This is a genomic window from Nocardia caishijiensis NBRC 108228 (assembly GCF_001612825.1).
Taxonomy (GTDB): domain Bacteria; phylum Actinomycetota; class Actinomycetes; order Mycobacteriales; family Mycobacteriaceae; genus Nocardia; species Nocardia caishijiensis.
The window spans coordinates 1-25421 of record NZ_BDBE01000041.1 but is presented as its reverse complement, the minus strand read 5'-3'; the positions used below and the strand labels follow the sequence as shown (position 1 = coordinate 25421).

Here is a 25421-nt window from a genome sequence, read left to right as displayed (position 1 = left end):
CGGTGCTCACTCTCAACGACGACGAACGCGCGATCGTCGAGACCGCGCGCCAGTTCGCCGACGAGTTCCTGGCGCCCAACGCCCTGGATTGGGACGAGCGCAAGCACTTTCCGGTGGATGTGTTGCGCAAAGCGGGACCGGTGGGGCTCGGCGGCATCTATGCCCGCGAGGACGTCGGCGGCTCGGGACTGCGCAGGCTCGACGCCGTGCGGATCTTCGAGGAGCTCGCCACCGGATGCCCGACGATGGCGGCCTACCTGTCGATCCACAACATGGCCACCTGGATGATCGATGAGTACGGCACGGACGAGCAACGCCGCACCTGGGTGCCGGGCATGGCCGCCCTGGAGACGCTCGGCAGCTACGCCCTCACCGAGCCCGGAGTCGGTTCCGACGCGGCGGCCATCGGCACCAGAGCGGTTCGCGACGGCGACGACTATGTCCTCACCGGTGCCAAACAGTTCATCTCCGGCGCCGGATCCAACGACGTCTACGTGATGATGGTGCGCACCGGAGGCCCGGGCTCGCACGGCATCTCGGCGCTCATCGTGCCCGCCGACACGCCGGGTCTGACCGTCGGGCCCAACGAACGGAAGATGGGCTGGAACGCCCAACCGACCCGCCAGGTGATCCTCGACGGCGCGCGGGTACCCGTGGAGTACCGGCTCGGCGCCGAGGGCGACGGGTTCTCGATCGCCATGAACGGTCTCAACGGCGGCAGGCTCAACATCGCCGCCTGCTCGGTCGGCGGTGCGCAGGCGGCGCTGCACAAGACCGTTCGCTACCTCGGCGAGCGGCACGCCTTCGGTAAGCCGTTGGCGCACAACGAGGCGCTGCGGTTCGAGCTGGCCGACATGCGCACCGAACTGGAAGCGGCGCGAACCCTGCTGTGGCGGGCGGCGGCCGGGCTCGACGCCGGGCTGCCGGACAAGGCCGAACTGTGCGCGATGGCCAAGCGGTTCGCGACCGACACCGGCTTCGAGGTCGCCAACAAGGCGCTGCAGTTGCACGGCGGCTACGGCTACCTGCACGAATACGGCCTGGAGAAGATCGTCCGCGACCTGCGGGTGCATCAGATCCTCGAGGGGACCAACGAGATCATGCGGGTGGTCGTCTCCCGCGCGATGACAGGAGCGGCATGACCGACGAACCCGAAGTGCTGATCACCGTCGAGGACGGCCTCGGCCGCATCACCCTGAACCGGCCCAAGGCGATCAACGCGCTCAACCACGCGATGGTCCTGGCCATCACCGATGCCTTGCGGGCCTGGGCCGTCGACGACACCGTGCGCGCGGTCGTGGTCACCGGCGCGGGCGAGCGCGGCCTGTGCGCGGGCGGCGACATCGTCGCCATCCACGCCGACGCGAAAACCGGGAACGCGGGCCCCGATTCGCCGACCGGGGTGTTCTGGCGTGACGAGTACATCCTCAACGCGCTGATCGGTCGCTATGCCAAGCCCTACGTCGTGATCATGGACGGCATCGTGATGGGCGGTGGCGTCGGCCTGTCGGGACACGGCAGTCACCGCGTCGTCACCGAACGGTCCCGCATCGGGATGCCCGAGGTCGGCATCGGATTCGTGCCCGACGTCGGCGGCACCCATCTGCTCTCGCGCGCACCCGGTGAACTCGGCACCCATGTCGCGCTCACCACCGCGCGGATGACCGCGGGCGACGCCGTCGCGACCGGATTCGCCGACCACTACGTGCCCTCGGCGGCCGTCCCGGCGCTGCTCGACTCGCTGCGCACCGCGACCGTCGACGACGCGATCGCCGCCGTGGCCGAGCAGGCGCCACCGTCGGAGCTGCTGGCTCAGCGCCACTGGATCGATGCCTGTTACAGCGCCGACACCGTCGAGGAGATCGCGGCCCGCTTGCAGTCCGCCGACGCTCCCGAGGCGACCAAGGCGCTCGACGACCTGCTGGCCAAATCGCCTGTCGCGCTGAAGGTCACACTGCGGGCGTTGCGCGCGGCGCGGGACGTGCCGAGCCTGGAATCGGTGCTGAAGCAGGAGTATCGGGTCTCCGTGGCCGCGCTCGGCTCGCACGATCTGGTCGAGGGGATCCGCGCCCAGGTCGTCGACAAAGACCGCAATCCGCAGTGGAAGCCCGCGTCGCTGGCCGAGGTCACCGACGCACAGGTGGCGGCGTACTTCGCCGACCTCGGCGACAGGGAACTCGACGCGACCGCCCAGGAGGCACAGTGATGACCACAAAGATCGGTTTCCTCGGGCTCGGTCACATGGGCGCACCCATGGCGGCGAACCTGGTCGCGGCGGGGCACGACGTGCTCGCCTTCGACCCGGTACCCGAGGCACGCGAGAACGCCCGTGCCGCAGGCGCGACGGCGGTGGACACCGCGGCCGAAGCGGCCGTCGACCGCGACGTGGTGATCACCATGTTGCCCAAGGGCAAACTCGTCCTCGACGTCTACGCCGAACTCCTGCCCGCCGCCGCACCGGGCACGCTGTTCATCGACTGTTCGACCATCGATGTCGCCGACGCGAAGACCGCCGCGGCGCGCGCGGTGACCGCGGGTCACCGCGCCCTGGACGCCCCGGTCTCCGGCGGGGTGACTGGCGCGACGGCGGGCACCCTCACCTTCATGGTCGGCGGTGCCGCCGCCGACTTCGCCGCCGCGCACAAGATCCTGAGCGTGATGGGTGGCAAGGTCGTGCACTGCGGTGACGTCGGGGTCGGACAGGCCGCCAAGATCTGCAACAACATGCTGCTCGGCATCTCGATGATCGGACTGTCCGAAGCCCTGGTCCTCGGCGAGCGGCTCGGATTGAGTCACCAGTCGTTCTTCGACGTGGTCTCCACGGCGTCGGGACAGAGCTGGGCACTCACCAGCTACTGCCCCGTCCCCGGCCCGGTCCCGAACAGCCCGGCCAACAACGACTACCAGCCCGGTTTCGCGACCGCGCTGATGTCGAAGGATCTCACGTTGGCGGCGAACGCCCTGCGTGCCAACGGAATCGACGGGCAGCTCGGCGAACTCGCCGCCGCGATCTACGAGCGTTTCAACAACACGGATGCGGGACGCGACTTCTCCGCGATCATCACCGACATCAGACAGCGCGGAGAGGGCACCGAATGACCGACTACGACACCATCCTGCTCGCGCGTGAGAACCGCGTCGGCTGGATCACCCTCAACCGGCCCAAGGCCCTCAACGCGCTCAACACCCAGGTCCTCGACGACGTCGTCGCCGCACTCGACGAGTTCGACGCCGACGCCGAGATCGGCGCGATCGTGATCACCGGCTCGGCCAAGGCCTTCGCCGCGGGCGCCGACATCAAGGAGATGCAGTCCAAGTCGTACATGGACATGTTCATGGACGACTACTTCGCCCGCTGGGACCGACTGGCACAGTTCCGCAAACCCACCATCGCCGCCGTCGCGGGCTACGCGCTCGGCGGCGGCTGCGAACTCGCCATGCTCTGCGACATCGTGATCGCCGCCGACACCGCACGGTTCGGGCAGCCCGAGATCAAGCTCGGCGTCATCCCCGGCATCGGCGGATCCCAGCGGCTCACCCGGGCGGTCGGCAAGGCCAAGGCGATGGATCTGGTGCTCACCGGGCGGACCATGGACGCCGAGGAAGCCGAACGGGCGGGGCTCGTGGCGCGGGTCGTGCCCGCCGACGCGCTGCTCTCCACCGCGGCCGAGGTCGCCGAGACCATCGCCACCATGTCGCTGCCGGTGACGATGATCGCCAAGGAATCGGTCAACCGGTCCTTCGAGACCACCCTCGCCGAGGGCACCCGCTTCGAACGCCGCGTCTTCCACTCCCTGTTCGCCACCGCCGACCAGAAGGAAGGCATGAGCGCCTTCGTCGACAAGCGTCCTGCCGAATTCACCCACCGCTGACCGGTCTCGCGACCCAGTTTCGAGGAAATCATGACCGAAGCATTCATCTACGACGCGATCCGCACGCCACGCGGTCGCGGCAAGAAGAACGGCGCTCTGCACGGCGTCAAACCGCTCGACCTTGTGGTCGGGCTCATCGAGGAGCTGAAGCGCCGCCACCCGGGGCTCGACCCGGCGACGATCGATGACATCGTCCTCGGCGTGGTCTCACCCGTCGGTGACCAGGGCGCCGACATCGCCAAGACCGCCGCCCTGGCCGCGGGACTGCCCGACACGGTCGCCGGTGTGCAGCTCAACCGATTCTGCGGCTCAGGCCTCGAGGCGGTCAACACCGCGGCGCAGAAGGTGCGTTCGGGGTGGGAGCAGCTGGTGATCGCCGGTGGCGTGGAGTCGATGTCGCGGGTGCCGTTGGGTTCCGACGGTGGTGCGTGGGCGATGGATCCGGTCACCAACTACCACACCTATTTCGTGCCGCAGGGTGTGAGCGCGGACCTGATCGCCACCCTCGAAGGGTTCACCCGCGAGGACGTCGACGCGTTCGCGGTGCGCTCACAGCGCAAGGCCGCCGCGGCGTGGTCGGGTGGCTACTTCGCCAAATCCGTGGTGCCGGTCGTCGACATCAACGGTGCGGTCCTGCTCGACTACGACGAGTTGATGCGCCCGGACACCACCGTGGACAGCCTCGCCGCGCTGGCCCCGTCGTTCGCGGTGATGGGGGAGATGGGCGGCTTCGACGCGGTCGCGTTGCAGCGCTACCACCACGTGGAGAAGATCGACCACGTCCACCACGCGGGCAACTCCTCGGGCATCGTGGACGGTGCGGCGCTGGTCCTCGTCGGCAGCGAATCCGCCGGTGCGGCAGCGGGTCTCACGCCACGTGCTCGCGTCGTCGCGTCCGCGGTGAGCGGCAGCGACTCGACGATCATGCTGACCGGGCCGGTCCCGGCCACCGAGAAGGTGCTGGCGCTTGCCGGGCTGACGGTCGACGACATCGACCTCTTCGTGCTCAACGAAGCGTTCGCCTCGGTGGTGCTCAACTACCAGAAGAAGCTGAACATCCCCGACGAGAAGCTCAACGTCAACGGCGGTGCCATCGCCATGGGTCATCCGCTGGGTGCGACCGGCGCCATGATCACCGGAACCATGGTCGACGAGCTCGAGCGGCGCGGCGCGCGGCGCGCGCTGGTGACCCTGTGCATCGGCGGTGGCATGGGCATCGCCACCATCATCGAGCGCGTCTGAGCGCGGTCTGCGACACCTGAGGAACAACGAAAAGCAATGACTGACAACATGATTTCCTGGGATCTCGGTGCCGATCGGGTGCTCGTGCTCACCATGGACGACCCGAACCAGTCGACCAACACGATGACCGAGGACTTCGCCCGCGACCTCACCGCCACCGTCGACCGGCTCGAGGCCGAGAAGGACACCTTCGACGGCGTCATCCTCACCTCCGGCAAGGACACCTTCTTCGCCGGTGGCGACCTGAACCTGCTGATGAACGCGACACCGCAGACCGCGCCGCAGATCGCGCTCGGCCTCGACACCTACAAAGCGGCGTTCCGGCGGCTCGAGCGCCTCGGCAAGCCGGTGGTCGCCGCGATCAACGGCACCGCACTCGGCGGCGGCTTCGAGGTCGCGCTGGCCACCCATCATCGGATCGCGCTCGACGCCAAGGGCAGCCTGCTCGGCCTGCCCGAGGTCACCTTCGGTCTGTTGCCCGGTGCCGGTGGTGTCACCCGGACCGTGCGATTGCTCGGTATCACCGGCGCGGTGCTCAATGTCGTCGGCCAGGGCCAACGGATGAAGCCCGCGAAGGCCTTGCAGGTGGGCATCATTCACGAGGTCGCCGCGACCCGCGAGGAGATGTTCGACAAGGCCCGCGCCTGGATCGCGGCCAACCCCGAGGCCGCGCAGCCGTGGGATGTGAAGGGGTACAAGATCCCCGGCGGCACTCCGGCCAGTCCGGCGGTGGCGGCGAACCTGCCCGCGTTCCCGGCGAATGTGCGCAAGCAGCTCAAGGGCGCGCCGATGCCAGCGCCGATCGCGGTGCTGGCCACCGCCGTGGAAGGCGCGCAGGTCGACATCGACACCGCCTTCGCCATCGAGACCCGCTACTGCACCAACCTGATCTGCGGCCAGGTCTCGACGAACATGATCAAGTCCCTGTTCTTCGATCTCGGCACGATCAACAAGGGCGGCAGCCGCCCCGAAGGCTTCCCGGTGCGCACGCCGGAGAAGGTCCTGGTGCTCGGCGCGGGCATGATGGGCGCGGGCATCGCCTATGTGCAGGCCCGCGCGGGCATGCGGGTCGTGTTGAAGGACGTCACCATCGAGGCCGCCGAACGCGGAAAGGCGTACTCGCGCAAGCTGCTCGACAAGGCGCTGGGCAAAGGCGCGATCACCCAGGACAAGTACGACGAGATCCTCGGCCGCATCCACCCGACCGCCGACCCGGCCGACGCCGCGGGCTGCGACTTCGTCGTCGAGGCGGTCTTCGAGGATCCGAGCCTGAAGAAGACGGTGTTCGGCGAGATCGAGCACCTGGTGAACCCGGACGCGCTGCTCGGGTCCAACACCTCGACGCTGCCGATCATTGATCTGTCCACGGGCGTGCGGCGGCCGAAGGACTTCATCGGTCTGCACTTCTTCTCCCCGGTGGACAAGATGCCGCTGGTCGAGATCGTCGTCGGCGAGCAGACCAGCGACGAGGCCATCGCGCGTGCCATCGACTACACCCTCGCCATCAAGAAGACCCCGATCGTGGTCGACGACAGCCGTGGCTTCTTCACCAGCCGGGTGATCGGTCAGTTCATGGACGAGGCCATCGCCCTGGTCGCCGAGGGCGTGCACCCCGCTTCGGTCGAACAGGCCGCCACCCAGGCCGGTTATCCGGTCGGTGCGCTGGCGCTGGCCGACGAGATCAATATGAAGCTGGCACAGAAGATTCGGCGCAGCCTGAAGGAGAACCTGCTCGCCGAAGGCAAGAACTGGGTCGACTCGAAGGCCTACCCGCTCGTCGACGCGATGGTCGACGAATTCGATCGGCCGGGCCGACTCGAGGGGCGCGGCTTCTACGAATACGACGCCGACGGCAAGAAGCTCGGCCTGTGGCCCGGTCTGGTCGAGAAGTACACCCGCCCCGACCACGGCATCCCGTTCACCGACATGCAGGAACGGATGCTGTTCGCCGAATCCCTCGACACCGTGCGGTGTTTCGACGAGGGCGTGCTGCGCACCGTCCCGGACGCGAACATCGGGTCGATCTTCGGTATCGGGTTCCCCGCGTGGACCGGTGGCGTGATCCAGTACATCAACCAGTACGCGGGCGGGCTGGCCGGATTCGTGGCCCGCGCCGACGAGCTGCGCGCCGCCTACGGCGACCGGTTCGAGGTCCCGGAGTCGTTGCGGGCCAAGGCCGCCGCGGGCGAAACACTCGGCTGATGGTGACGACGACGGAGACGACGTCTCGGTGCTCGGCGCTGCCGGGCACCGAGAACCCGGCTCGCGCGGTGCGCGGCGACGGCCGCCGAGCGCACCGTAGGCGGGTGGTGTTGGCCGCCGCGCGCGACGTGTTCGTCGTCAACGGGTATCACGGCGCACGGATGGAGGAGATCAGTGCGCGAGCCGGGATCAGCAAACCGGTTCTCTACAGCCACTTCTCGGGCAAGCTCGATCTGTACCTCGCCGTGTTGCAGGAGTACCTGGATCGGATGGTCGACAGTGTCCGCGCCGCTGTCAGTGCGGACACCGTCGCGCGGACCAGGGTGAGTTCGGCGGGGACGGTGTATTTCGACCGACACCGGCTCGACGTGGGTCGGCCGATCCCCAAGCAGCAGGCCGTGGATATCACCGTCGGCATGTGCTGGGGCGGGCTGTCGACCTACGAGACAGCTCTGTGACGCGCCGGTACGGTCACCGGGTGATGATCGGGACCAGGTAGCGGCGGGCGAACTCCCGGAGCTCGTCCTCGGTCGTGAGTGACAGCATGCCGGACGGCGCGAGGATCATCGAATGGGCTATGCGACAGACGATCTCGGCGCGGGCGGTCAGGTCCGGTAGGTCCGGCAGCAGCCCCGCGTCGACAGCCTGACCGAGAATGGTGGTAGTGCTGGCGATCGACATCGCCATGGTCTGCGCGCTGTCGACGGTGAGCTGGGGCAACACCCGCTCGGGCTCCAGAACCAGCAATCGATTGACCAGGGGGTGCTCGCGCCATCGCCGCACCACGGTGACGAGGGTGTCCGCCACCAGGTCCTCGAGGCTGTCGGGGTTGTCGGACAACGACGTGAGCTCGGTCAGCACCCGCGCGATCTCCCTGGCGTATACCGCGCGGACCACATCGTCGCGGGAACCCACCCGCCGGTACACGGTGGCGCGGTCGACCCCGGCGCGGCGGGCGATGTCCTCGATGGTCGTCTTCTTGACACCCACGTGCCCGAACTGGACCAGTGCGGCGTCGAGGATGCGGGACGCCGCGTCGTCGGTATCGGCGGTGTCGGTGGAGGTGAGGGGTGCCGCGGCCATGCCGCAACGATATCAATCGCCCGGCCGATGCAACATATCCACAAAATTTGTTGCTGCAACATTGCAATTAAATGTGTCGCATCGTACCGTGTGGTTATGGCCCAGTCAGCCGACGCAAAGAGGCGTCACCACCGTGAGGAAGCGCACGCGATCAACGCGCGTGACGTGCACTTCGACTTCAGCGACGTGCCCATGCACTACATCCCGGGCGAGGTCGTCGCCACGCACGTCATCAATGTGATGCACCTGGTATTGCCCGAGGGCGAGCGGGCGATGGCCCAGGCGCTCGCCGAGGCGCTGCCGTTCATCGAGGACCAGCGGCTGCGCGAGGAGGTGCAGGGCTTCGTCGGTCAGGAGACGATGCACGCGAGCAGCCACGCGGGCGCCCGCGATCACCTGCAGTCGATCGGTCTCGATGTCGACTCGATGGTCGAGACGTTCGCCTGGTTCGTCGACCGGATTCTCGGTGACCACGGCCTGACCGGCCGTGCCAAGGAGGAATGGCTCAAGGAGCGCCTGGCCCTGTTCGCGGGGATGGAGCACTACACCGCCGTCATCGGCGAATGGCTGTTGGAGAACGACAAATTCGAGGATCTCGGCATGGATCAGACCATGCTCGACCTGATCCGCTGGCACGGCGCCGAGGAAGTCGAGCACCGCAGCGTGGTCTACGACGCGTACATGTATCTCGACGGCGGCTATGTGCGCAAGGCGCGCACGGCGGTGGCCGCCAGCGCCACCCTGCTGGCGACGTTCCTCGTCGCCTCGGCCTACCTGTACGCGAAGGATCCGGCGCCGCGCAAGGGCCCGTCCTTCCCGGTGCAGCTGGTCCGGGCGACAGTGCGCGGTGTCATCCCCAGCTTCGGCCTGTTCATCAGTGAGATCCCGCGCTATCTCCGCCCCGGTTTCCACCCCTCCCAGCTCGGGCCGATGGATCGGGCGCTGCGCTACCTCGCGCATTCGCCCGCCGCCCGGGCAGCGCAGCGATGACGGGGGTGCTCGACACGATGCCGGAGTACACGCCACCGGTGGGTCTTCGTGCCCTGGCCGCTGTCGCCGACGGCTACCGGCAGCTGTTCGTCGAGAGCCGCGCGGCATCGCTGATCTCGCAGCCGAAACCCGTGCGCCACAGTGGTTTCGAGATCGAGCTGAGTGTCGATCGGATCGAGCCGATCGCCGAGGACGTCGTGTCGGTGACACTGCGTTCACCGGTCGGCGCCGTGCTGCCCCCGTGGCGGCCGGGCTCACACATCGACATCGTGTTGCCGTCGGGTCGCCTACGTCAGTACTCACTGTGCGGCGACCACGCCGACCGCAGTCGCTACCGGATCGCGGTGCGGCGCATCGCGGACGGCGGCGGAGGCTCGGTGGAGGTGCACGAGCAGTTGGCAGCCGGGGCATCGCTGCGAATCCGGGGCCCCCGCAACGCCTTCGACTTCATCGATGCGCCGTCCTACCTGTTCGTCGCCGGGGGGATCGGGATCACCCCGATCCTGCCGATGGTCCGCGCGGCAGCCCGCGCCGGTGCGCGCTGGCAATTGATCTACCTCGGCCGCTCGCGCTCGACCATGCCCTTCCTCGACGAGTTGGCCACCTTCGGCGGCGACAACATCGACATCCGGCCCGACGACGAGTTCGGTGTGCCCCGGGCGGTGGACCTGCTCGGTCGCGCCGAACCCGGCGCGTCGGTGTACGTCTGCGGTCCGCCGCCACTGCTGGAGGCCGCGCAGCGGTGCGCTTTCACCGTCGACCCGACCGGATCGCTGCACACCGAACGATTCTCCGCGCTGCCGGTCGTGGACGGCGAGGCGTTCGACGTGACACTGGCCCGCTCCGGAACCACGATCCGTGTCGCAGCGGACGAGACGGTGCTGGCCGCCCTCACCCGCGGCGACCGAGACGTCGTCTATTCGTGCAGGCAGGGATTCTGCGGCACCTGCAAGGTCGCGGTCGTGGCGGGCGAGGTGCGGCACCGCGACCGCAAACTCCTGGACTCCGAGCGCGGCAGCCACATGCTGACCTGTGTCTCCCGCGCGGCCGGTTCCTCGCTCGTGCTCGACCTCTGAGCATCCCTCACAGTGCAGAAAGGACGACCACGTCCGATGCGACGCACCTTCACGCTCGCTGAATCAGATGACCGGTTCCTCGCGACCGCCGCCCGCCGCCACGTCCATGTCGTGGACGTGCCGACCGCGTCCGAACACGTGTGGGCGGCACTGACCGCCGACGACGCCCTGGTCTCGTGGGCGAACGCCGTCACCGATGTGCGGTGGCACTCGCCGCGTCCCTTCGGCGTCGGGACGGTACGCACCGTCACCCTCGCCCGTGGCGTGGCGCTGACCGAACGCTTCTTCCGCTGGGACGAAGGGCGACGGATGACCTTCACCGTCGATTCCGCGTCCATTCCTGGACTGCGCCGGTTCGCCGAGGACATCGTCGTCGAGCCCGCCGGTGCCGACACCCGGGTGACGTGGACCTTCGCGCTCGAAGGTGAACCGGCACTCCGGCCGATCCTGTGGGCGGGTGCACCGGTCAACGCCCTGGTCACCGGTTCCATCGCGCGCGGCCTCACCCGCGGCGCGCTCGCCGTGGCACGGAGGGACCCCCGATGACATCACTCGACGCGCCGAGCGTCTCCTTCGACGTCGTCTCACCGGCCACCGGAGCCGTGGTCGGCAGCTACCCGATCCACACCGCCGCCGAGGTCGACGCCACCGTCGAGGCCGCCCGCGGGGCGGGGCAGTGGTGGTCGGCGCTCGGTTTCGCCGAGCGGGCCCGGCGGCTGGACGCGTGGCGAGGCGAGATCGTCAGCGGGAGAGTCGAACTCGCGCACCTCATGCACGAAGAGATGGGCAAGCCACTGTCGGACGCGGCGCTCGAGATCGCGATGGCCGTCGAGCACCTGGCGTGGGCGGCACGCAACGCGCGCAAGGTCCTCGGCCCTCGCTCGGTGAATCCTGGTCTGCTCGCGTTCAATCAGGAATGCACGCTGGAGTACCGGCCGTTCGGTGTGGTCGGTGTGATCGGGCCGTGGAACTATCCGGTCTTCACCCCGCTCGGCTCGATTTCGTTCGCGTTGGCCGCCGGAAACGCGGTGGTCTGCAAACCGAGCGAATACACCCCCGGCGTCGGCCATTGGCTCGCGCGCCGGTTCGACTTGGTCGTGCCGGAGCAGCCGGTGCTGCAAATCGTCACCGGGATGGGGGACACCGGTGCCGCGCTGTGCCGGTCCGGGGTGGGCAAGATCGGTTTCACCGGATCCACCGCGACGGGAAGACGGGTCATGGCGGCGTGCGCGGAGAGCCTGACACCGGTACTGATGGAACTCGGCGGTAAGGACGCGCTCATCGTCGATGCCGACGCCGATCTGGATGCGGCCGCGGCGGCCGCGGTGTGGGGCGGAATGTCCAATGCCGGGCAGACCTGCCTCGGCGTCGAGCGCGTCTACGTCCACACCGAGGTCTACGACGCGTTCGTGCCGAAGCTGGTCAGCCGCGCCGAGAACGTGCACGCCGGGACCGGCGCGGCCAAGATCGGCCCGGTCACGATGCCCAAGCAGATCGCGATCATCCGCCACCACATCGAGGACGCGCTGGCTCGGGGTGCGCGCGCGGTGCTCGGCGGCGCCGACACCATCGACGGCCAGTTCGTGCAACCGACGATTCTCGTCGACGTCCCCGAGGACGCCGTGGCGGTCACCGAGGAGACCTTCGGCCCCACGCTCACCGTCACGCGGGTGCGCGACATGGACGAGGCGATCGAGCGGGTGAACGCCGGAACCTACGGGCTCGGCGGCACCGTCTTCTCCCGCCGCAACGGCCGCCGGATCGCCGATCGGATCCGCTCGGGCGCGACCTCGATCAACGCCTATGTCGCGCACGCCACCATCGCCGGGCTGCCGCTGGGCGGTGTCGGCGACTCCGGTTTCGGTCGCGTCCACGGACCCGACGGGCTCAAGGAATTCACCTACGCCAAAGCGACCACCCGGCAACGTTTCCCGTCGCCGCTGGCGCTCACCACGTTCACCCGAGGCCCCGCCACCGACAAGATCGTCGATCGGCTGATCACCGTGCTGCACGGAAGGAAAGTGTCATGACCGAACACCGCCACATCGTCGTGATCGGTGCCGGTTTCGGCGGCATCGGCCTGGCGATCAAATTGCGCGAGGCCGGTTTCGACGATCTCGTGATCCTCGAGCGCGCCGCCGATCTGGGCGGCAGCTGGCAGGCCAACACCTACCCCGGCTGCGCGTGCGATGTGCCCTCGCAGCTCTACAGCTATTCGTTCGCGCCCAACCCGGATTGGTCGCGCACCTACGGCAAGCAGTCGGAGATCCTGGACTACATCAGGTCGGTGGCCACCGAGTTCGACGTCGTGCGCCATCTACGACTGAACACCGAACTGCTCGCGGCTCGCTGGGACGAGGACGACACGCTCTGGCGCCTCGAGACCTCGGCAGGCGAGTTGACCGCGGACTTCGTCATCTCGGCGACCGGCATCTTCGCCGAGGCGAAGTACCCGTCCCTGCCCGGGATCGACACCTTCCGCGGCCGCACCTTCCATTCGCTGCACTGGGACCACGAGCACGACCTGTTCGGCGAACGTGTCGCGGTGATCGGAACCGGCGCCTCCGCGGTGCAGTTCATTCCCGAGATCCAGCCGAAAGTGGCCGCGCTGACCGTGTTCCAACGGTCGGCGCCGTGGATCGTGCCGCGCATGGACCGCCGCACGCTCGAGCTGGAGCGGTTCATCCTGCGCACCGTGCCGTTGACGCGCAAGGCGATCCGGGCGGCCTGGTACACGGCGATCGAGGGTTTCGGTCTGGTCGGCTTCGTCGACAACCGGTTCCGGCACCCCTACGAGATGCTGGGTCGGTGGCAGTTGCGCCGCCAGGTCCGTGACCCCGAACTGCGCGCGAAGCTCACCCCCGACTACATGATCGGCTGTAAACGAGCGATCTTCTCCGACGCCTACCTGCCCGCCCTGGACCAGGACAATGTCGAGGTGGTCACCGACGGGATCGCGGAGGTCCGCCCGTATTCGATCGTCACCCGCGCGGGCCACGAGATCCCCGTCGACACGATCATCTACGGCACCGGTTTCGAGCCGACACCGTCGACCTACGATCGCATCACCGGACTCTCGGGAGCCTCGGTGGGCGAGCTGATGCGCACACAACGCCACACCTATCTGGGAACCGCCATCGCCGGGTTCCCGAACTTCTTCCTCACCCTCGGCCCCTTCGGTGCGGCGGGCAACCAGTCGGCGATCTTCATGATCGAATCCCAGATCGCCTACATCGTCGACGCCATGAAGACCCTGCGCAACCGCGGTGCCCAGCGGGTGGAGGTGCGCCGCGCGACCCAGGACCGCTTCGTCGAGGAGATGCGCCGTCGCAGCACCTCGACGGTCTGGCTGACCGGTGGCTGCGAGAGCTACTACACCCTCGACGGGCAGAACGCCGGTCTCTACCCGAGCTGGAGTTTCGAATACCGGCGCCGGACCAGTTCCTTCGACGCCGAGCGTTACGAGGTGCGTGCCTGATGCTGATCTCCGCCGTCAACCCGCTCGAGCTGTTCGCCCAGCCTTCCTACGACGTGGCGGGTAAAGCTGTCCTGATCACCGGCGCGGGCAAGGGAATCGGCCTCGAACTGGCCGAAATCCTGTATTCCCGTGGTGCTTTCGTTGTCTTGGTGGACATCGACCGAGCTGCTGTCGAGGCAGCCGCCCGGTCGCTCGGTGCGCGGGCGCTGGCGATCGCCGCCGATGTCTGCGACCGGGAGGCGATGGCGGCCGCGGTCGCCCTGGCCGTCGACACCGTCGGACATCTGGATGTGGTGGTCGCCAACGCTGGCGTCACCCCGCGGCCGAGCACCGTGCGCACGATGGACCCGCGCGACTTCGATCGCGTGATGGCCGTGAATCTCGACGGGTGCTTCAACACCGTGCATCCGGCACTCGACCACGTGATCGCCGCGCGCGGGCACGTCGTGGTGGTGTCGTCGTGCGCCTCGTTCGCACCGGGCATGGCCGGTTCGCCGTACATGATGAGCAAGGCCGCCGTCGAACAGTTCGGACGAGCGCTGCGGGTCGAACTCGCCGCGGTGGGCGCCAGCGCCGGGGTGGCGTATTTCGGGGTCGTCGACACCGAGATGACCCACACCACGCTCGACGCCGACGACATCGGCCGGTCGCTGGACCACATGCTGCCCTGGCCGCTGAACATCCGGATCACCGCCACCCAGGCGGCGACCGTGCTCGCCGATGGCATCGCCCGCCGAGCGCCGCGGACCATCGCCCCCCGCGGGTGGGAGCCCTACGCCCTGCTCCGCGGCGCGATCAACGTGGTGCTCGACGCCCAACTCGCGGGCAGTGACAGGGTCAGAGACCTGCTCGAGCGGGTCGAGGGACGGGCGAACAGCCGGTGACCGCGCGCCTGCGCGGATCCTTGCGCACGCGGGCCGCGCGGCTGATGGCGGAACGGACGGTCCGGCCGCTCGCGGCGGTGCTGCCGGTCAACACCACCACTCTGCGACTCGCCCGCATGGCCATCGATGCCACAATGCGCGTCGTCGGCCCGAGCCTGGCCGGGACGGCGGTCACGCGGGTGGACGACGGCGAGGTCCACGGTGAACTGGTCACCGGCCCGAAAGCTGTTCGTGGCGACGCGGTCGTGCTGTATGTGCACGGCGGCGGGTTCGTCGCGGGCTCGGCCCGCGCCTACCGAGGCGTGGCGTCGAGGTTGTCGACCACGACTCGCGCGCCTGTCTTCGTGGTCGACTACCGTCTGGCTCCGGAATACCCGAGCCCCTGCGCGCAACACGACGTCGCGCACGCGTACGGATGGTTGCTGCGGCGCGGTTTCTCCCCGGACCGGATCATCGTCGCCGGTGATTCGGCCGGTGGTTACCTCGCCGCCGACTTCGTCATCGCCACCGCCGGACGGGGACTTCCGGCGCCCGCAGCGCTGGTGTTGTTCTCGCCCATGACCGATCTGAGCCTGGCGACCGCGCGCGGCGGCACGGTCATCCGTGACGTGATGTCCTATTCCCTGTCCGTCAAAGCCGTCGCCCAATTCACGGGTGAGCCTCTCGATCTGCGTCCCGAACACGGAAAGTCGCTGCCGCCCACCCTGATTCAAACAGGGGAGTCGGAGTACTTCGCCGCCGACGCCGCCGAGCTGGCGAACCGGTTCGGCGCCGTGAACGCGCCGTGTGAGCTCCAGATCTGGCCCGACCAGATGCACGTCTTCCAGGTCATGCCCGCGCTCGCACCGGAGGCTCGCTTCGCCTTCGGTGCCGCAGGGCGATTCATGACCTCGATCCTCGATACCCCCTGCCGCCACGGCGGTCTGAAAACCGAAAGACGATCACCCATGTCGAGCAACCGCTTCGAAACCCTCTGTGCCGCTTTCCAGCACGTTTCCTCACTCGACCCGGATGCCATCGCGCTGCGCACCCCGGGCGACACCAAGACCATCAGCTGGCGTGACTACGCCACCGCGGTTCGCGAATCCGCGGCGGGCCTGGCGGCGCTCGGCGTCGGCCGCGGCGACACGGTCGCGCTCATGATGAGCAACCGCGTGGAGTTCTATCCGCTGGAAGTGGGTGCCCAGCACGTCGGCGCGACCTCCTTCTCCGTCTACAACACGTTGTCCGCGCAACAACTCGCGCACGTTCTCGGTAATGCGACAGCACGGGTCGTGATCTGCGAGCCGCAGTTCGTGGCTCGGCTGCGCGACAGTGGCGTGCCCCTAAACCACATCGTCTGTCTCGACGAGCCCGTCGAGGGCACGCTGTCGGTGGCGGACATGATCGCCGCGGGTGACCCCGATTTCGATTTCGACGCATCGTGGCGCGCCGTCCGGGCCGACGACGTCGCCACCCTGATCTACACCTCGGGGACGACAGGAAATCCCAAAGGCGTCGAGACCACGCACGCGAACCTGATGTTCCAGGCGTACGGCCTCCACGATGTCCTCGGGTTCGAGTTCGGTGATTCGATCACCTCGTTCATGCCGAGCGCGCACATCGCCGACCGGCTCACCTCGCTGTACCTGCAAGAGGTCTTCGGAACACAGGTCACCGCGGTCGCCGACCCGAAGCAGATCGGAGCCGCACTGGCGGACCTGCGCCCGACGATTTGGGGCGCGGTGCCTCGCGTGTGGGAAAAGCTGAAGGCAGGGATCGAGGCCGTGGTCGCGGGCGAACAGGACCAGAACCGCAAGCAGGCCCTGCAGTGGGCGCTGTCGGTGGGCGCCGAGCGCAGCGAGTACGAACTGGCCGGTGAACCGATCCCCGCCGAGGTTGCCGAGCGATGGGCCAAGGCCGACGAATTGGTTCTCTCCACGCTGCGCAAACGCCTGGGGTTGGATCGGCTGCGCTTCGCGCTGTCGGGCGCGGCCCCGATTCCGCCCCGGACGCTCGGCTTCTTCGCCGGACTCGGCGTCCCCATCTCCGAGATCTGGGGGATGTCGGAACTGTCGTGCATCTGCAGTGTCAGCCATCCGCGCGACGCTCGGCTCGGAACGGTCGGTCGGTTGCTCGCCGGGATGGAGTCCCGCATCGCCGACGACGGTGAACTGCTGGTGAAGGGCCCCCTGGTGATGAAGGGCTATCGCGGTGAGCCGGACAAGACCGCCGAGGCCGTCGACGCGGACGGCTGGCTCAGCACCGGCGACGTGGTCACCATGGACAGCGACGGGTACCTGAGGATCGTCGACCGCAAGAAGGAACTGATCATCAACGCCTCGGGCAAGAACATGTCGCCCACCACCATCGAACACGCCATCAAGGCGGCGACACCGATGATCGGCGCGATGGCCACGATCGGTGACGGCCGCCCCTACATCACCGCACTGATCGTTCTCGACGGCGAAAGCGCCGAGCACCACGCCGCCCGACACAACCTGCCCGATGCCTCGGCCGCCACCCTCGCCGCGAACCCCGCGATCCGGCAGGAGATAGCGGCCGGAGTAGCCGCGGGAAACGCGACGCTCTCGCGCGTCGAACAGGTCAAGAGATTCCGCATTCTCCCGGTGTCCTGGGAACCCGGCGGCGACGAGGTCACCTTGACGATGAAACTCAAGCGAAATGTGGTCGCGGAGAAGTACGCGACCGAGATCGCCGAACTCTACGCCGACAACCCACCCGCCGACGTCCAGCAACCCGCGGAATCGAACTGACCGCAGCCGCGGGTGACACGGTTTCGAGCTGTCACTGTGTGAACGGTCAAATGTCATGCGGGGGAGCCATGGGAGGATGCCGTGGTAGAGCCCGAACCTTCGTTCGCCCGGTGACCGGCAGAACGAGTTCCGTACCCGGCGAGGAGTGATTCAGTGGGATCGCTTGTGCCGTGGACCCTTCCGGCAGCTTGATCAGATGTTTCGATGTTGTGGTGTGGACGGTGGGTCGGCGTAACGGATCCCGTCGTCCCCGGGTCGAGTGCGGCACGGTGGAGCCGTCGTTGATTTCGGCGCGGAGCTGAGTCGGCCGTGGGCGCCCCCGCTAGTTCGGCGGGGGCGCCCACGTCAGTCGGTGTCTGTCAGAACGCGGAGGCGGTGCAGTTGACTACGGCGTACTTTCCGGTCGAGGTCTGTTCGTCAGCGACTTTCCCGTCCACAATGATTCGGCACGTCACCGAGGAGCCGTTGGTCTGGGCGCCGAGCCCGATGATCGCGACGGTCGAGTCGTTCGTGACCGATTTCGTCCACGGTGCGGTGGCACTGATCTCCTGCTGCAGTTCGGAGTTGCCGTCGAAATAGGTCACCGAGTTGAGGTCGGCGGCATCCGAGATGATCTCGTAGGTGATGTTCTTCCCCTTACCCGTGGAACTTCCAGGAGTGAGCGGGGGGATCGGCGCGCCCGGCGTCTCGGGTGCCGTGGGTGCGGCCGAGTTGATCGAGCTGGCCGCGGCGTCGAGCGACTTGCTCACCTCTTCGCCTGCCTTGCCGAGGACCGCGATACAGCCGCCGATCCCACAGAGCAGAACTACGGCGACTACCGCGAGCACGATCCATGTGGTGTTCGACTTCTTCGGCGGCGGTGGGTACCCGGGCCGCCCACCGTAGGGCTGCTGCGGGTACTGCGGATGCTGCGGTCCGGTCAAGGTGTTTCCCTGCTGTAGTCGAGGTGGTGACGCTGGCTGTCGAGACGTGATCGACGTCACGCCCCGAGTCGTTACCGAATGCCGGTCCCGGCAATCAAGCTGGGCGTACCTCAATCCCCTGTCACAAGCTCGCCGGTCGGATCTTTGCCAGGATCAGCGTCACCACGCGGTAAGCGAGGACCGCCGGGACGACGATGATGAGCACCAGGCGCAGCGCCACCACGACAACGGCGAGGGTGACGAAGCCGGTGCCGAGGCCATCGGGCGACCCGTACCCGTGTCGGACCGACGACGCCGCCAGAACCGCATGCAGAGCGAGGTAGACCACTGTCAGGATCAGCGGAATGCGGCACAGGCGCCACACGGTCGACACCGCGATCGGAACCTTCATCGGGCCAGCTCCGGCCCAGAGGACAGGAACGCGAGCATGAGCGCGTTGCCGATCGCCCCGCCGGTCGCGAATCGTGTGCGTGCTTCACGCTGTAGCGGCACTCCGAAGAGGTCGGCTGTGCGGAACAGGCGGGTGAAGGTCTGGCGGTAGCCGAAGGCGCGGGCGGGTGCGAGCGCGAAACCGGTGGCCGACAGCGATAATCCGAGTATCAAGGGGCCGCTGTCCATATCGCCGGGGCCGCTGTAGCCGTCGCCGTACTCGTCGATCGCGCTGAATCCGAGGACGGTTCTTTCCTGACCGAACAGACCTGTCGCCAATTCCTCGGCGAGCGTCCGGTCCGCGAAACCGGCGAAATAGGCTGCCAGGCCGGTTCCCGACGCGCGTGGTGCGTCCTGGGCCCGGCCATCGGTCCCCATGCGCTGGATCACCAGTCCGGTGTCCCGATCGATCTGAACCGCACGCACCTGTCGCGCCCAATGCGCGATGACCGCTGTGTGATCGACTCCGGTCACCCTGCCGTGCACCGCGATCGCCGCCGCGACCGCCGCCACATCGGTGGGGTACGCCCTGCCGGGAAAGGTGTCGAGCAGCGCGGTCGGCGAAGCGAGCAGCCGCCGCTCGAGGGCGGAGATCAGTGCGTCGTGTTGAACGGCGAGGTCGGCGGGGAAGGCTGGATCGATCCATCGGGCCATCCCGAGCGCGAGGCCAGGATAGGAGAGGTAGGCGTGACCGTCGGCGCTGTCGAGTTCGGCGAGACCGTCGCGGCCGTGCCAGGCCGAGGTGAACTCCGAACGCATCTGAGGCAAGAGGCTTTTGACCGCGGCGCGAGTGATCACCGGGGCGTACCGCTCCCGCCATTCGGGGTGTTCCAGACAGACTTGCGCCAAACCTTGTGCCGTCATCTGATGGACGAGTAACCCCCACATGCCGTCGATCCCGTCATCGCCGTCGGTTGCTCGTCGCTGATCGTCGGCGGCTTCGAAAGCCACCATCTCCTCGGCGAGTCCGCGCAGCAACGCATGGTCACCTCGATACCACCCGTCGGCATCCCGGCCACACCACCATCTCGGCAATGCGCACACGACCGCGATCGCCACCACCATCGCGATCACCACTGTGACCGGACCGCGCAGCCTGCGCACCGCTCCGACTGAACTCTGCATTCCCCGAAGCTACATGCGCGGCAAGAACTTTCATCTCGAGCCGTAGCCGACCTGGTTCTCGGGTCGGCATGGCGGCCGAGCGGTGGACGGCTCGTCCGGTCGTTCAGGCCTCCACCAGGAAGGCACGGGAGAGCGAGAGCGCAACGATGAGCAGGGCGGTGCCGACGTACACCGGCAGGAGATGGATGAACGCGGTGTAGTGGATCAGAAAATGCACGGCGAGCGCGCTGACGGAGCCTGCTGTCGCCGCCCCGAGCAGCGACCACCACACCCACGCCTCGCCTTGCCGCCAGCCCCACATCCCGATCAAAAGGATGCCGACACCGGTTGCCACCAGCGCTCCGCCGAACCCTGCACGGTCGTGCGCGATGAACGGCAGCAGATGTGCATTGGCGGCGCGTAGCGTGTCCGCGTCGGCGTGCAGGAATGCCAGGTCGGTCGGCACGAACACGACGGTCAGCCCGATCGTCGAGATGACGATGCCGCCGATGACGACGCCCAGTCCGGTCCCGACCACCAACAACTGTCCGATCAGGGCGCGTCGGCGCACCCGCTCCTCGCACGGGGGAGATGACCGGCGGCAGGGTGGCCCGGGTGTGTGTCGCACGCCGAGCAGGAACATCGGGAAAAGCACCACCGTCACCGCGACGTGCAGCGGTTCGACGAATCCGATGAACAGGAAGTAGAACAGTGTCGGAAACCCCACCAGCCCGGACAGCATCAGCGCCGTGCGGGCCCACGCCCAGCCGCGTCGGATACCGCCCCAGGCGAGTCCGATGTACAGCGAGCCGATCGCGATCATGTTGCCCGCCATGGTGATTCGATCGTGCTGCAGAAAATGAACCAGGTGATGATTGATCCGGTGGAGGCCGTCGACGTCGGTGCCGAGATAGTCGCGGTCGTACCACAGCAGCACCGGGCCAAGGGTGATCGCGGCCGCGCCCAAGCCTGCCACGACCATCCCGATGCCGACCAGCAGGCTCCAGAACCAGCCCGGCCACCGGCGTGGGTCGAGCGGGACGTCGCGCAGGGTCGGTGCGCGCGAGACCGCCGGGGCGGCTGCCTCGATCACCCGCTGGAACCAGCCGGGACCGGCCGCCACCAGCACGGCGGTCGTCGCGACCACTGTGGTCCCCGGAATCGCCAGAGCTCGGACCGCTGCGGTGATGTCGGGATCCGTCAGATATATTCTGCCGCCCGCTGTTTCGCCGACGAGCACATCGTCCACGGCGTCCGCCAGGTCGGCCGCCACACCGTCGTCCGAGACTCGGGCGACAACCCGGCAGCGGCGACCGCGTGCGGCATCCCGTACCGCCGTCACGGTCGTGGCATCGACTGGGCCGACTTCCACGAACCCGGCACCCTGCGGCGGAAGCGCCCGGATCGCCTGCCTGGCGGCCGCCACGGGCACGGTTGCCCCGAGCCGACCCGCCCAGTCCTCGGGCGGCCGCGGATGATCGAAAACTCTTCGAATGGTCGCGGCTCCACCTGGTAGCGCCGACAGCGTGCCGAGTAGTCCCAGCGCGCAACGCTGCGCGCGTCGCTCTCCGACAAGGGCGTTCGCCACCGGCCGCAGCGGGTGATAGGTCCAGTCCGGCACGGCAGCATCCTCACACACCGCCCCGGGGCTGTCGGATGTGCCCGTCGAAGCCCGTTTCGAACTTCCCGGATTCGTGGCCGACCGACGATTACTTCGGCACCCCCTGCCGGGTCGTATCGATAGTGGGACGTTCCCACCGGCTGGGGCCAGACCCCGGCCCGACGAAAGGGAGACCGTCATGTCGCTCGACGAAGACCGGATCCGCACCATGATTCACGAGTGGGTCGCCGCGGTCCGTGCCGGTGACCTCGACCGCGTACTGGCCGACCGCGCCGCCGATATCGTCATGTACGACGTGCCGCCACCGCACAACGGTGTTCGGGGTATCGACGCCTACCGGCAGACCTGGCCACCGTTCTTCACCTGGCTCGCGGGCGGTGCAGCCTTCGACATCGTCGAACTCGACGTCACAGCGGGCGTCGACGTCGCCTACGCGCACGCTCTGCTCCGCTGCGGCTCACCGGAAGAACTTGTCGCAGAACCAGACACACGGCTGCGGCTGACCCTCGGTCTGCGAAAGGAGAACGAGCGGTGGGTGGTCGCCCACGAACATCATTCTTTCCCGGACACCACCGCCGACCCTGCCGGGGATATCGAGGCGATCCGCGCGCTGCACCGGCGGTGGTTCGCCGCGACCGCCGAGAAGGATCTGGAAAGCCTGATGGCGGAGATCGCCGCCGACGTCGAGTCCTACGAACACGACGCTCCACTGCGCTACATCGGCGCGAACAATGTCCGCGAGGTGTGCAGGCGGGGACTCGAGTCCGCTCCGGGCCCGGTGAGCTGGGATGTGCCCGAGATGGCAGTCGAGGTGAGCGGTGACCTCGCGGTGGTGTGGGGACTCAACCACATGAGCGCCGAGGCGGCGGACGGGCGAGTTGAGCGCTCCTGGTCGCGTGGCACCCGCGTGTTCCGCCGACGTGACGGGCGGTGGTTGCTCACGCACCAGCACGTGTCCTACCCCTATGACCCGGAAACCGGCACGGCGGCAACGGATCTCGTTCCAGCGGACGAACAGTTGCGGGGGTAGTACCTCCGCCTCCGCTGAGGAGGGTAGTTCTCACTGTCGCGGTCCTGAGTACTTCGTCGACACGGTGTCGCCTCGGATCATGTCCGTCGCGACACCGTGCTGACAGTGGGTAACAGGGGCACGCGTGGCCAGGGTTGGTCGAGGCGCTGGGTGTGACCCTGCTGTGCGACGGGCTGGTATCGGTAATCGGTTGCCGTGGAGGTCGTCGCCCTCGCGGTCGGTGCCGGGTTCTGGCCTCGCGTGCGGTCCGGTGGAACGCGACTACGTGTTGGTTGTCTTCATCAGCTCCACCAGGCTGGAGAAGCTGTCCGTTGCGTGCCCCGCGTCCATGCCACGTCGGAACAGCGCCGCGACGGCGGCTGGCAGCGTGGTGTCGACGCCCGCGTCGGCGTTGGTGTGCAGAACGTGTTCGACGCTGGCCATTCCCATGGCGAGCCGGTCCACGTCGCCCGGATGTTCCCCGGCATCGATGCGCTCGGCGTAGAAGGAGAAGAAGTCCGGCATCCCGGTCATGGTCTCGGTGGCATACGGGAGGACGTCGGTTGCCGTGAGTCCGTTGGCGTCCGCGAGCGCTACGACCTGCCAGTAACTGAGCGTGGAGGTCCAGAACATGGTCATGCCGATCTGGTACAGGAGCGCGGCCAGGCCGGGGTCCTCGCCCCGGTAGTCGGTGCTCGTGAGGATTTCGAGGGTGGATCGGTGTGCTTCGAAGGCATGGCGTGGACCGCTGTAGAAGGCGAACGCCCCTGGCTGTCCGATGCCGGACGGCGAGGCGTTGACACCGCCGGTGAGATGGATCCCGCCGTGCTCGGTAACCCACTGCGCCCCGGCACGCGCTTTCGCCGGGGTGTCGGAGCTGAGGTTGACGAGGGTGCGGCCGATCAGGGCGTGGGACGCCGGTTCGAGCACGGTGTACATCGCGTCGTAGTCGGTCAGGCTCAGGACGATCAACTCGCTTGCGGCGACAGCGTCTTCAGCGCTCGTCGCCCGTACGGCGCCGCGTGCGACGAGGGCATCGGCGCGCGACGCGGTCCGGTTCCACACGGTGACGTGGAGTCCCTTGTCGAGTAGCACCTGGGCCATCGCCTGCCCCATCGGGCCGAGTCCTATGACGGTCACGTTCTGCCTGCTGCTCATCGGGAAGACCTCCGGTGCGATTGACCCTGACTAAAACGAACGTTCTATCCAATCCGACGGTACCACGCCGCTGTAACGAACGCTCTATCCAGTAGGGTGGGTGTATGGGGCAGGCCAGCACTAGGGACCGGATCGTCATTGCCGCAGCGAGCCTGCTGCAGCGTCAGGGCTATGTCGGAACGGGCATCAAGCAGATCGCCAAGGAGGCGGACGCGACGCTCGGATCCGTCTACCACTTCTTCCCCGGCGGCAAAGAGGCCGTCGCGGTGGCCGCCATCGAGCACAGCGGCCAGGAGTTCACCGAGGTTCTCCGCTCCGCGCTGGACAGTGAGGAGGACCCGGGGGCGGGCGTTCAAGCCTGCGCCCGGCAGCTCGCCGAAGGACTGCGTGCGTCGGGTTGGACTGACGGCTGCCCGGTCACAGCAGCGGCCCTGGAAACCTTGGGAACCGACTCCGAAATCCAGCAGGTATGCGCCGCCGCACTGCACAGCTGGGAGCGAACGGTCATCGACAAGCTTCTGCGCTCCGGTTTCCGTGCACACGACGCCGAGGAGCTGGCGACCACCATCATCAGCGCTCTGGAAGGTGCCGAAGTGGCAGCCCAGGTCAACCGCAGCGAGGAACCACTACGGGCCACGGGCCGACAATTGGCGCGATTGATCGGTACATACACCGCATCCCGCTCGTAAGAGGCGGTGGCGTCGACGACAACGGTGCATCACAAGCCTGCCCCCTCTGATGGTTGGCGGGTACGACCGCGTCGGCATCGGCAGCCGGTGTTCCAGCGTGGTCGGCGACCCGGGTTCGGGCGCATCTACAGACCGAACCCCCTGCTGTGCAACCGACGGATAACCGCAGGTCAGATAGGCGATTTGGTTTACGACGACAGGTCGGATAATCTTTTGGCACACCAGCAAGTCCGGGTGGCGGAATGGCAGACGCGCTAGCTTGAGGTGCTAGTGCCCGTATTAGGGCGTGGGGGTTCAAGTCCCCCTCCGGACACAACCAGTACGCCCACGGGTGGGGTCGCTTAGGCGATCACCACCCGTGTTTTGTCTCTATAGGTGAGTTTGAGTCCGAGTTGGCAGTAGACTAGATTCTTATCGTCCGGCTCAGCGCGATGCAGGGCTGTGAGCATCCCGCCGAGACCTTCGATCAGCTCCCGAATCTCTCGATTTGTCAGCCGCGGATGCTGACCAGCCCTTCGCTCCAAGGTCGCGAGCCTGTTCGCCGCGACCTGTCGCTCGGCCTGCGTCTGTCTGGTCCAACCTGCGACAGTGACAGGATCAGCGCCAGCGTCGAGCGCATCACGATACCGGGCCAGCTTTCGGTCGAAATCGCTGATCAACCGTCTTGTTGTCTCGAGTTCGCGCGATTGGTCAGGTTGGGCGCCCTCCATGGCTGCCAACGAGACATCGATCTGTTCTGGGTTGAAGATCTGAGCCAGCCAGTGGTCGAGGGGGACTGCTGCACCATCTTCGGCAACGACAACACCACCAACTACTACGACCAGATCGCCTGGTTCAGCACCCCCGAGGACCACAGCCTGCTCACCGATCTCACCTACACCCAGCGAGCGGGTCACTTCGACTTC

General features: G+C 67.5%; 23 protein-coding genes, 1 tRNA gene and 1 pseudogene. 19 read left to right on the top strand and 6 right to left on the bottom strand.

The annotated features are described in order from the left end of the window. Window positions 1–2 precede the first annotated feature (2 nt). The 7 genes from NC7_RS23570 to NC7_RS23540 are packed head-to-tail and all read left to right on the top strand — an operon-like array spanning window position 3 to window position 7774. A complete protein-coding gene (locus NC7_RS23570; protein WP_067986766.1) occupies window positions 3–1142 on the top strand; it encodes an acyl-CoA dehydrogenase family protein in 1140 nt (379 codons plus the stop codon). After that, window positions 1139–2206, top strand: a complete 1068-nt coding sequence (locus tag NC7_RS23565; RefSeq protein ID WP_067986764.1) for an enoyl-CoA hydratase/isomerase family protein — start codon at window positions 1139–1141, stop codon at window positions 2204–2206. The genes NC7_RS23570 and NC7_RS23565 overlap by 4 nt, the downstream gene beginning before the upstream one ends. Further along, window positions 2206–3099, top strand: coding sequence for a 3-hydroxyisobutyrate dehydrogenase (gene mmsB / locus NC7_RS23560; protein ID WP_067986762.1), 894 nt, complete (start codon window positions 2206–2208; stop codon window positions 3097–3099). Before NC7_RS23565 ends, mmsB begins: the two co-directional genes overlap by 1 nt. Then, window positions 3096–3872 carry an enoyl-CoA hydratase gene (locus tag NC7_RS23555; protein ID WP_067986760.1) on the top strand — a complete coding sequence of 259 codons (777 nt, stop codon included), beginning with the start codon at window positions 3096–3098 and terminating at the stop codon, window positions 3870–3872. The genes mmsB and NC7_RS23555 overlap by 4 nt, the downstream gene beginning before the upstream one ends. 27 nt (window positions 3873–3899) lie before the next feature. Next, window positions 3900–5114, top strand: a complete 1215-nt coding sequence (locus NC7_RS23550; RefSeq protein WP_067986758.1) for an acetyl-CoA C-acetyltransferase — start codon at window positions 3900–3902, stop codon at window positions 5112–5114. Between the two features lie 36 nt (window positions 5115–5150). Further along, a complete protein-coding gene (locus NC7_RS23545; protein ID WP_067986755.1) occupies window positions 5151–7316 on the top strand; it encodes a 3-hydroxyacyl-CoA dehydrogenase NAD-binding domain-containing protein in 2166 nt (721 codons plus the stop codon). Beyond that, the gene (locus NC7_RS23540; protein WP_084458745.1) at window positions 7316–7774 is read left to right on the top strand and encodes a TetR/AcrR family transcriptional regulator; all 459 of its coding nucleotides are present in this window, start codon (window positions 7316–7318) and stop codon (window positions 7772–7774) included. The genes NC7_RS23545 and NC7_RS23540 overlap by 1 nt, the downstream gene beginning before the upstream one ends. A gap of 13 nt (window positions 7775–7787) precedes the next feature. On the opposite strand, the gene NC7_RS23535 is transcribed toward NC7_RS23540, so the two are convergent. After that, entirely contained in the window at window positions 7788–8399 is a 612-nt protein-coding gene (locus NC7_RS23535; RefSeq protein WP_067986752.1) for a TetR/AcrR family transcriptional regulator, read from the bottom strand. A gap of 96 nt (window positions 8400–8495) precedes the next feature. Here NC7_RS23535 and NC7_RS23530 point away from each other — a divergent pair, with 96 nt between their 5' ends. The 8 genes and pseudogenes from NC7_RS23530 to fadD11 all read left to right on the top strand — a co-directional run bounded on the left by NC7_RS23530 (window position 8496) and on the right by fadD11 (window position 17583). Further along, window positions 8496–9389 carry a metal-dependent hydrolase gene (locus NC7_RS23530; protein WP_067986750.1) on the top strand — a complete coding sequence of 298 codons (894 nt, stop codon included), beginning with the start codon at window positions 8496–8498 and terminating at the stop codon, window positions 9387–9389. Further along, window positions 9386–10465: a PDR/VanB family oxidoreductase gene (locus tag NC7_RS23525; RefSeq protein ID WP_067986749.1), complete on the top strand. Its 1080-nt coding sequence runs from the start codon at window positions 9386–9388 to the stop codon at window positions 10463–10465. The genes NC7_RS23530 and NC7_RS23525 overlap by 4 nt, the downstream gene beginning before the upstream one ends. Window positions 10466–10501: 36 nt before the next feature. Next, window positions 10502–11011, top strand: a complete 510-nt coding sequence (locus NC7_RS23520; protein WP_067986746.1) for an SRPBCC family protein — start codon at window positions 10502–10504, stop codon at window positions 11009–11011. Next, entirely contained in the window at window positions 11008–12495 is a 1488-nt protein-coding gene (locus NC7_RS23515; protein WP_067986744.1) for an aldehyde dehydrogenase family protein, read from the top strand. The genes NC7_RS23520 and NC7_RS23515 overlap by 4 nt, the downstream gene beginning before the upstream one ends. Beyond that, window positions 12492–13943, top strand: coding sequence for a flavin-containing monooxygenase (locus tag NC7_RS23510; RefSeq protein ID WP_067986742.1), 1452 nt, complete (start codon window positions 12492–12494; stop codon window positions 13941–13943). Before NC7_RS23515 ends, NC7_RS23510 begins: the two co-directional genes overlap by 4 nt. Next, complete coding sequence (locus NC7_RS23505; RefSeq protein ID WP_067986741.1) at window positions 13943–14827, top strand: short-chain dehydrogenase/reductase; 885 nt, start codon at window positions 13943–13945, stop codon at window positions 14825–14827. The genes NC7_RS23510 and NC7_RS23505 overlap by 1 nt, the downstream gene beginning before the upstream one ends. A 44-nt stretch (window positions 14828–14871) precedes the next feature. Beyond that, window positions 14872–15642 (top strand): annotated as a pseudogene (locus tag NC7_RS30300) (alpha/beta hydrolase); the annotation flags it as partial. A gap of 132 nt (window positions 15643–15774) precedes the next feature. Beyond that, on the top strand, window positions 15775–17583 hold the full coding sequence (gene fadD11 / locus NC7_RS23500) for a fatty acid--CoA ligase FadD11 (RefSeq protein ID WP_067986992.1): 1809 nt from the start codon (window positions 15775–15777) through the stop codon (window positions 17581–17583). Between the two features lie 359 nt (window positions 17584–17942). On the opposite strand, the gene NC7_RS23495 is transcribed toward fadD11, so the two are convergent. From NC7_RS23495 to NC7_RS23480, 4 genes are all read right to left on the bottom strand, one after another. Then, the gene (locus NC7_RS23495) at window positions 17943–18506 is read right to left on the bottom strand and encodes an MmpS family transport accessory protein (protein ID WP_067986738.1); all 564 of its coding nucleotides are present in this window, start codon (window positions 18504–18506) and stop codon (window positions 17943–17945) included. Between the two features lie 121 nt (window positions 18507–18627). Next, window positions 18628–18897, bottom strand: a complete 270-nt coding sequence (locus tag NC7_RS23490) for a hypothetical protein (protein ID WP_067986736.1) — start codon at window positions 18895–18897, stop codon at window positions 18628–18630. Continuing rightward, the gene (locus NC7_RS23485; protein ID WP_067986734.1) at window positions 18894–20060 is read right to left on the bottom strand and encodes a hypothetical protein; all 1167 of its coding nucleotides are present in this window, start codon (window positions 20058–20060) and stop codon (window positions 18894–18896) included. Before NC7_RS23485 ends, NC7_RS23490 begins: the two co-directional genes overlap by 4 nt. A gap of 103 nt (window positions 20061–20163) precedes the next feature. Further along, window positions 20164–21660, bottom strand: a complete 1497-nt coding sequence (locus NC7_RS23480; protein ID WP_067986732.1) for a hypothetical protein — start codon at window positions 21658–21660, stop codon at window positions 20164–20166. Window positions 21661–21838: 178 nt separating this feature from the next. Here NC7_RS23480 and NC7_RS30450 point away from each other — a divergent pair, with 178 nt between their 5' ends. Continuing rightward, complete coding sequence (locus tag NC7_RS30450; protein ID WP_067986730.1) at window positions 21839–22690, top strand: YybH family protein; 852 nt, start codon at window positions 21839–21841, stop codon at window positions 22688–22690. A gap of 261 nt (window positions 22691–22951) precedes the next feature. Here the strand turns inward: NC7_RS30450 and NC7_RS23470 are convergent, their stop codons facing one another. Then, window positions 22952–23848, bottom strand: a complete 897-nt coding sequence (locus tag NC7_RS23470; protein WP_255285065.1) for an NAD(P)-dependent oxidoreductase — start codon at window positions 23846–23848, stop codon at window positions 22952–22954. 83 nt (window positions 23849–23931) lie between these two features. On the opposite strand from NC7_RS23470, the gene NC7_RS23465 reads away from it, so the two are divergent. The 3 genes from NC7_RS23465 to NC7_RS29345 all read left to right on the top strand — a co-directional run. Continuing rightward, window positions 23932–24516 carry a TetR/AcrR family transcriptional regulator gene (locus tag NC7_RS23465; RefSeq protein WP_067986726.1) on the top strand — a complete coding sequence of 195 codons (585 nt, stop codon included), beginning with the start codon at window positions 23932–23934 and terminating at the stop codon, window positions 24514–24516. Between the two features lie 228 nt (window positions 24517–24744). Continuing rightward, a tRNA-Leu gene (locus tag NC7_RS23460) sits at window positions 24745–24829 on the top strand. A 118-nt stretch (window positions 24830–24947) separates the two neighbouring features. Continuing rightward, a partial coding sequence (locus NC7_RS29345) for a hypothetical protein (protein ID WP_218017652.1) occupies window positions 24948–25421 on the top strand: 474 nt, incomplete at its 3' end.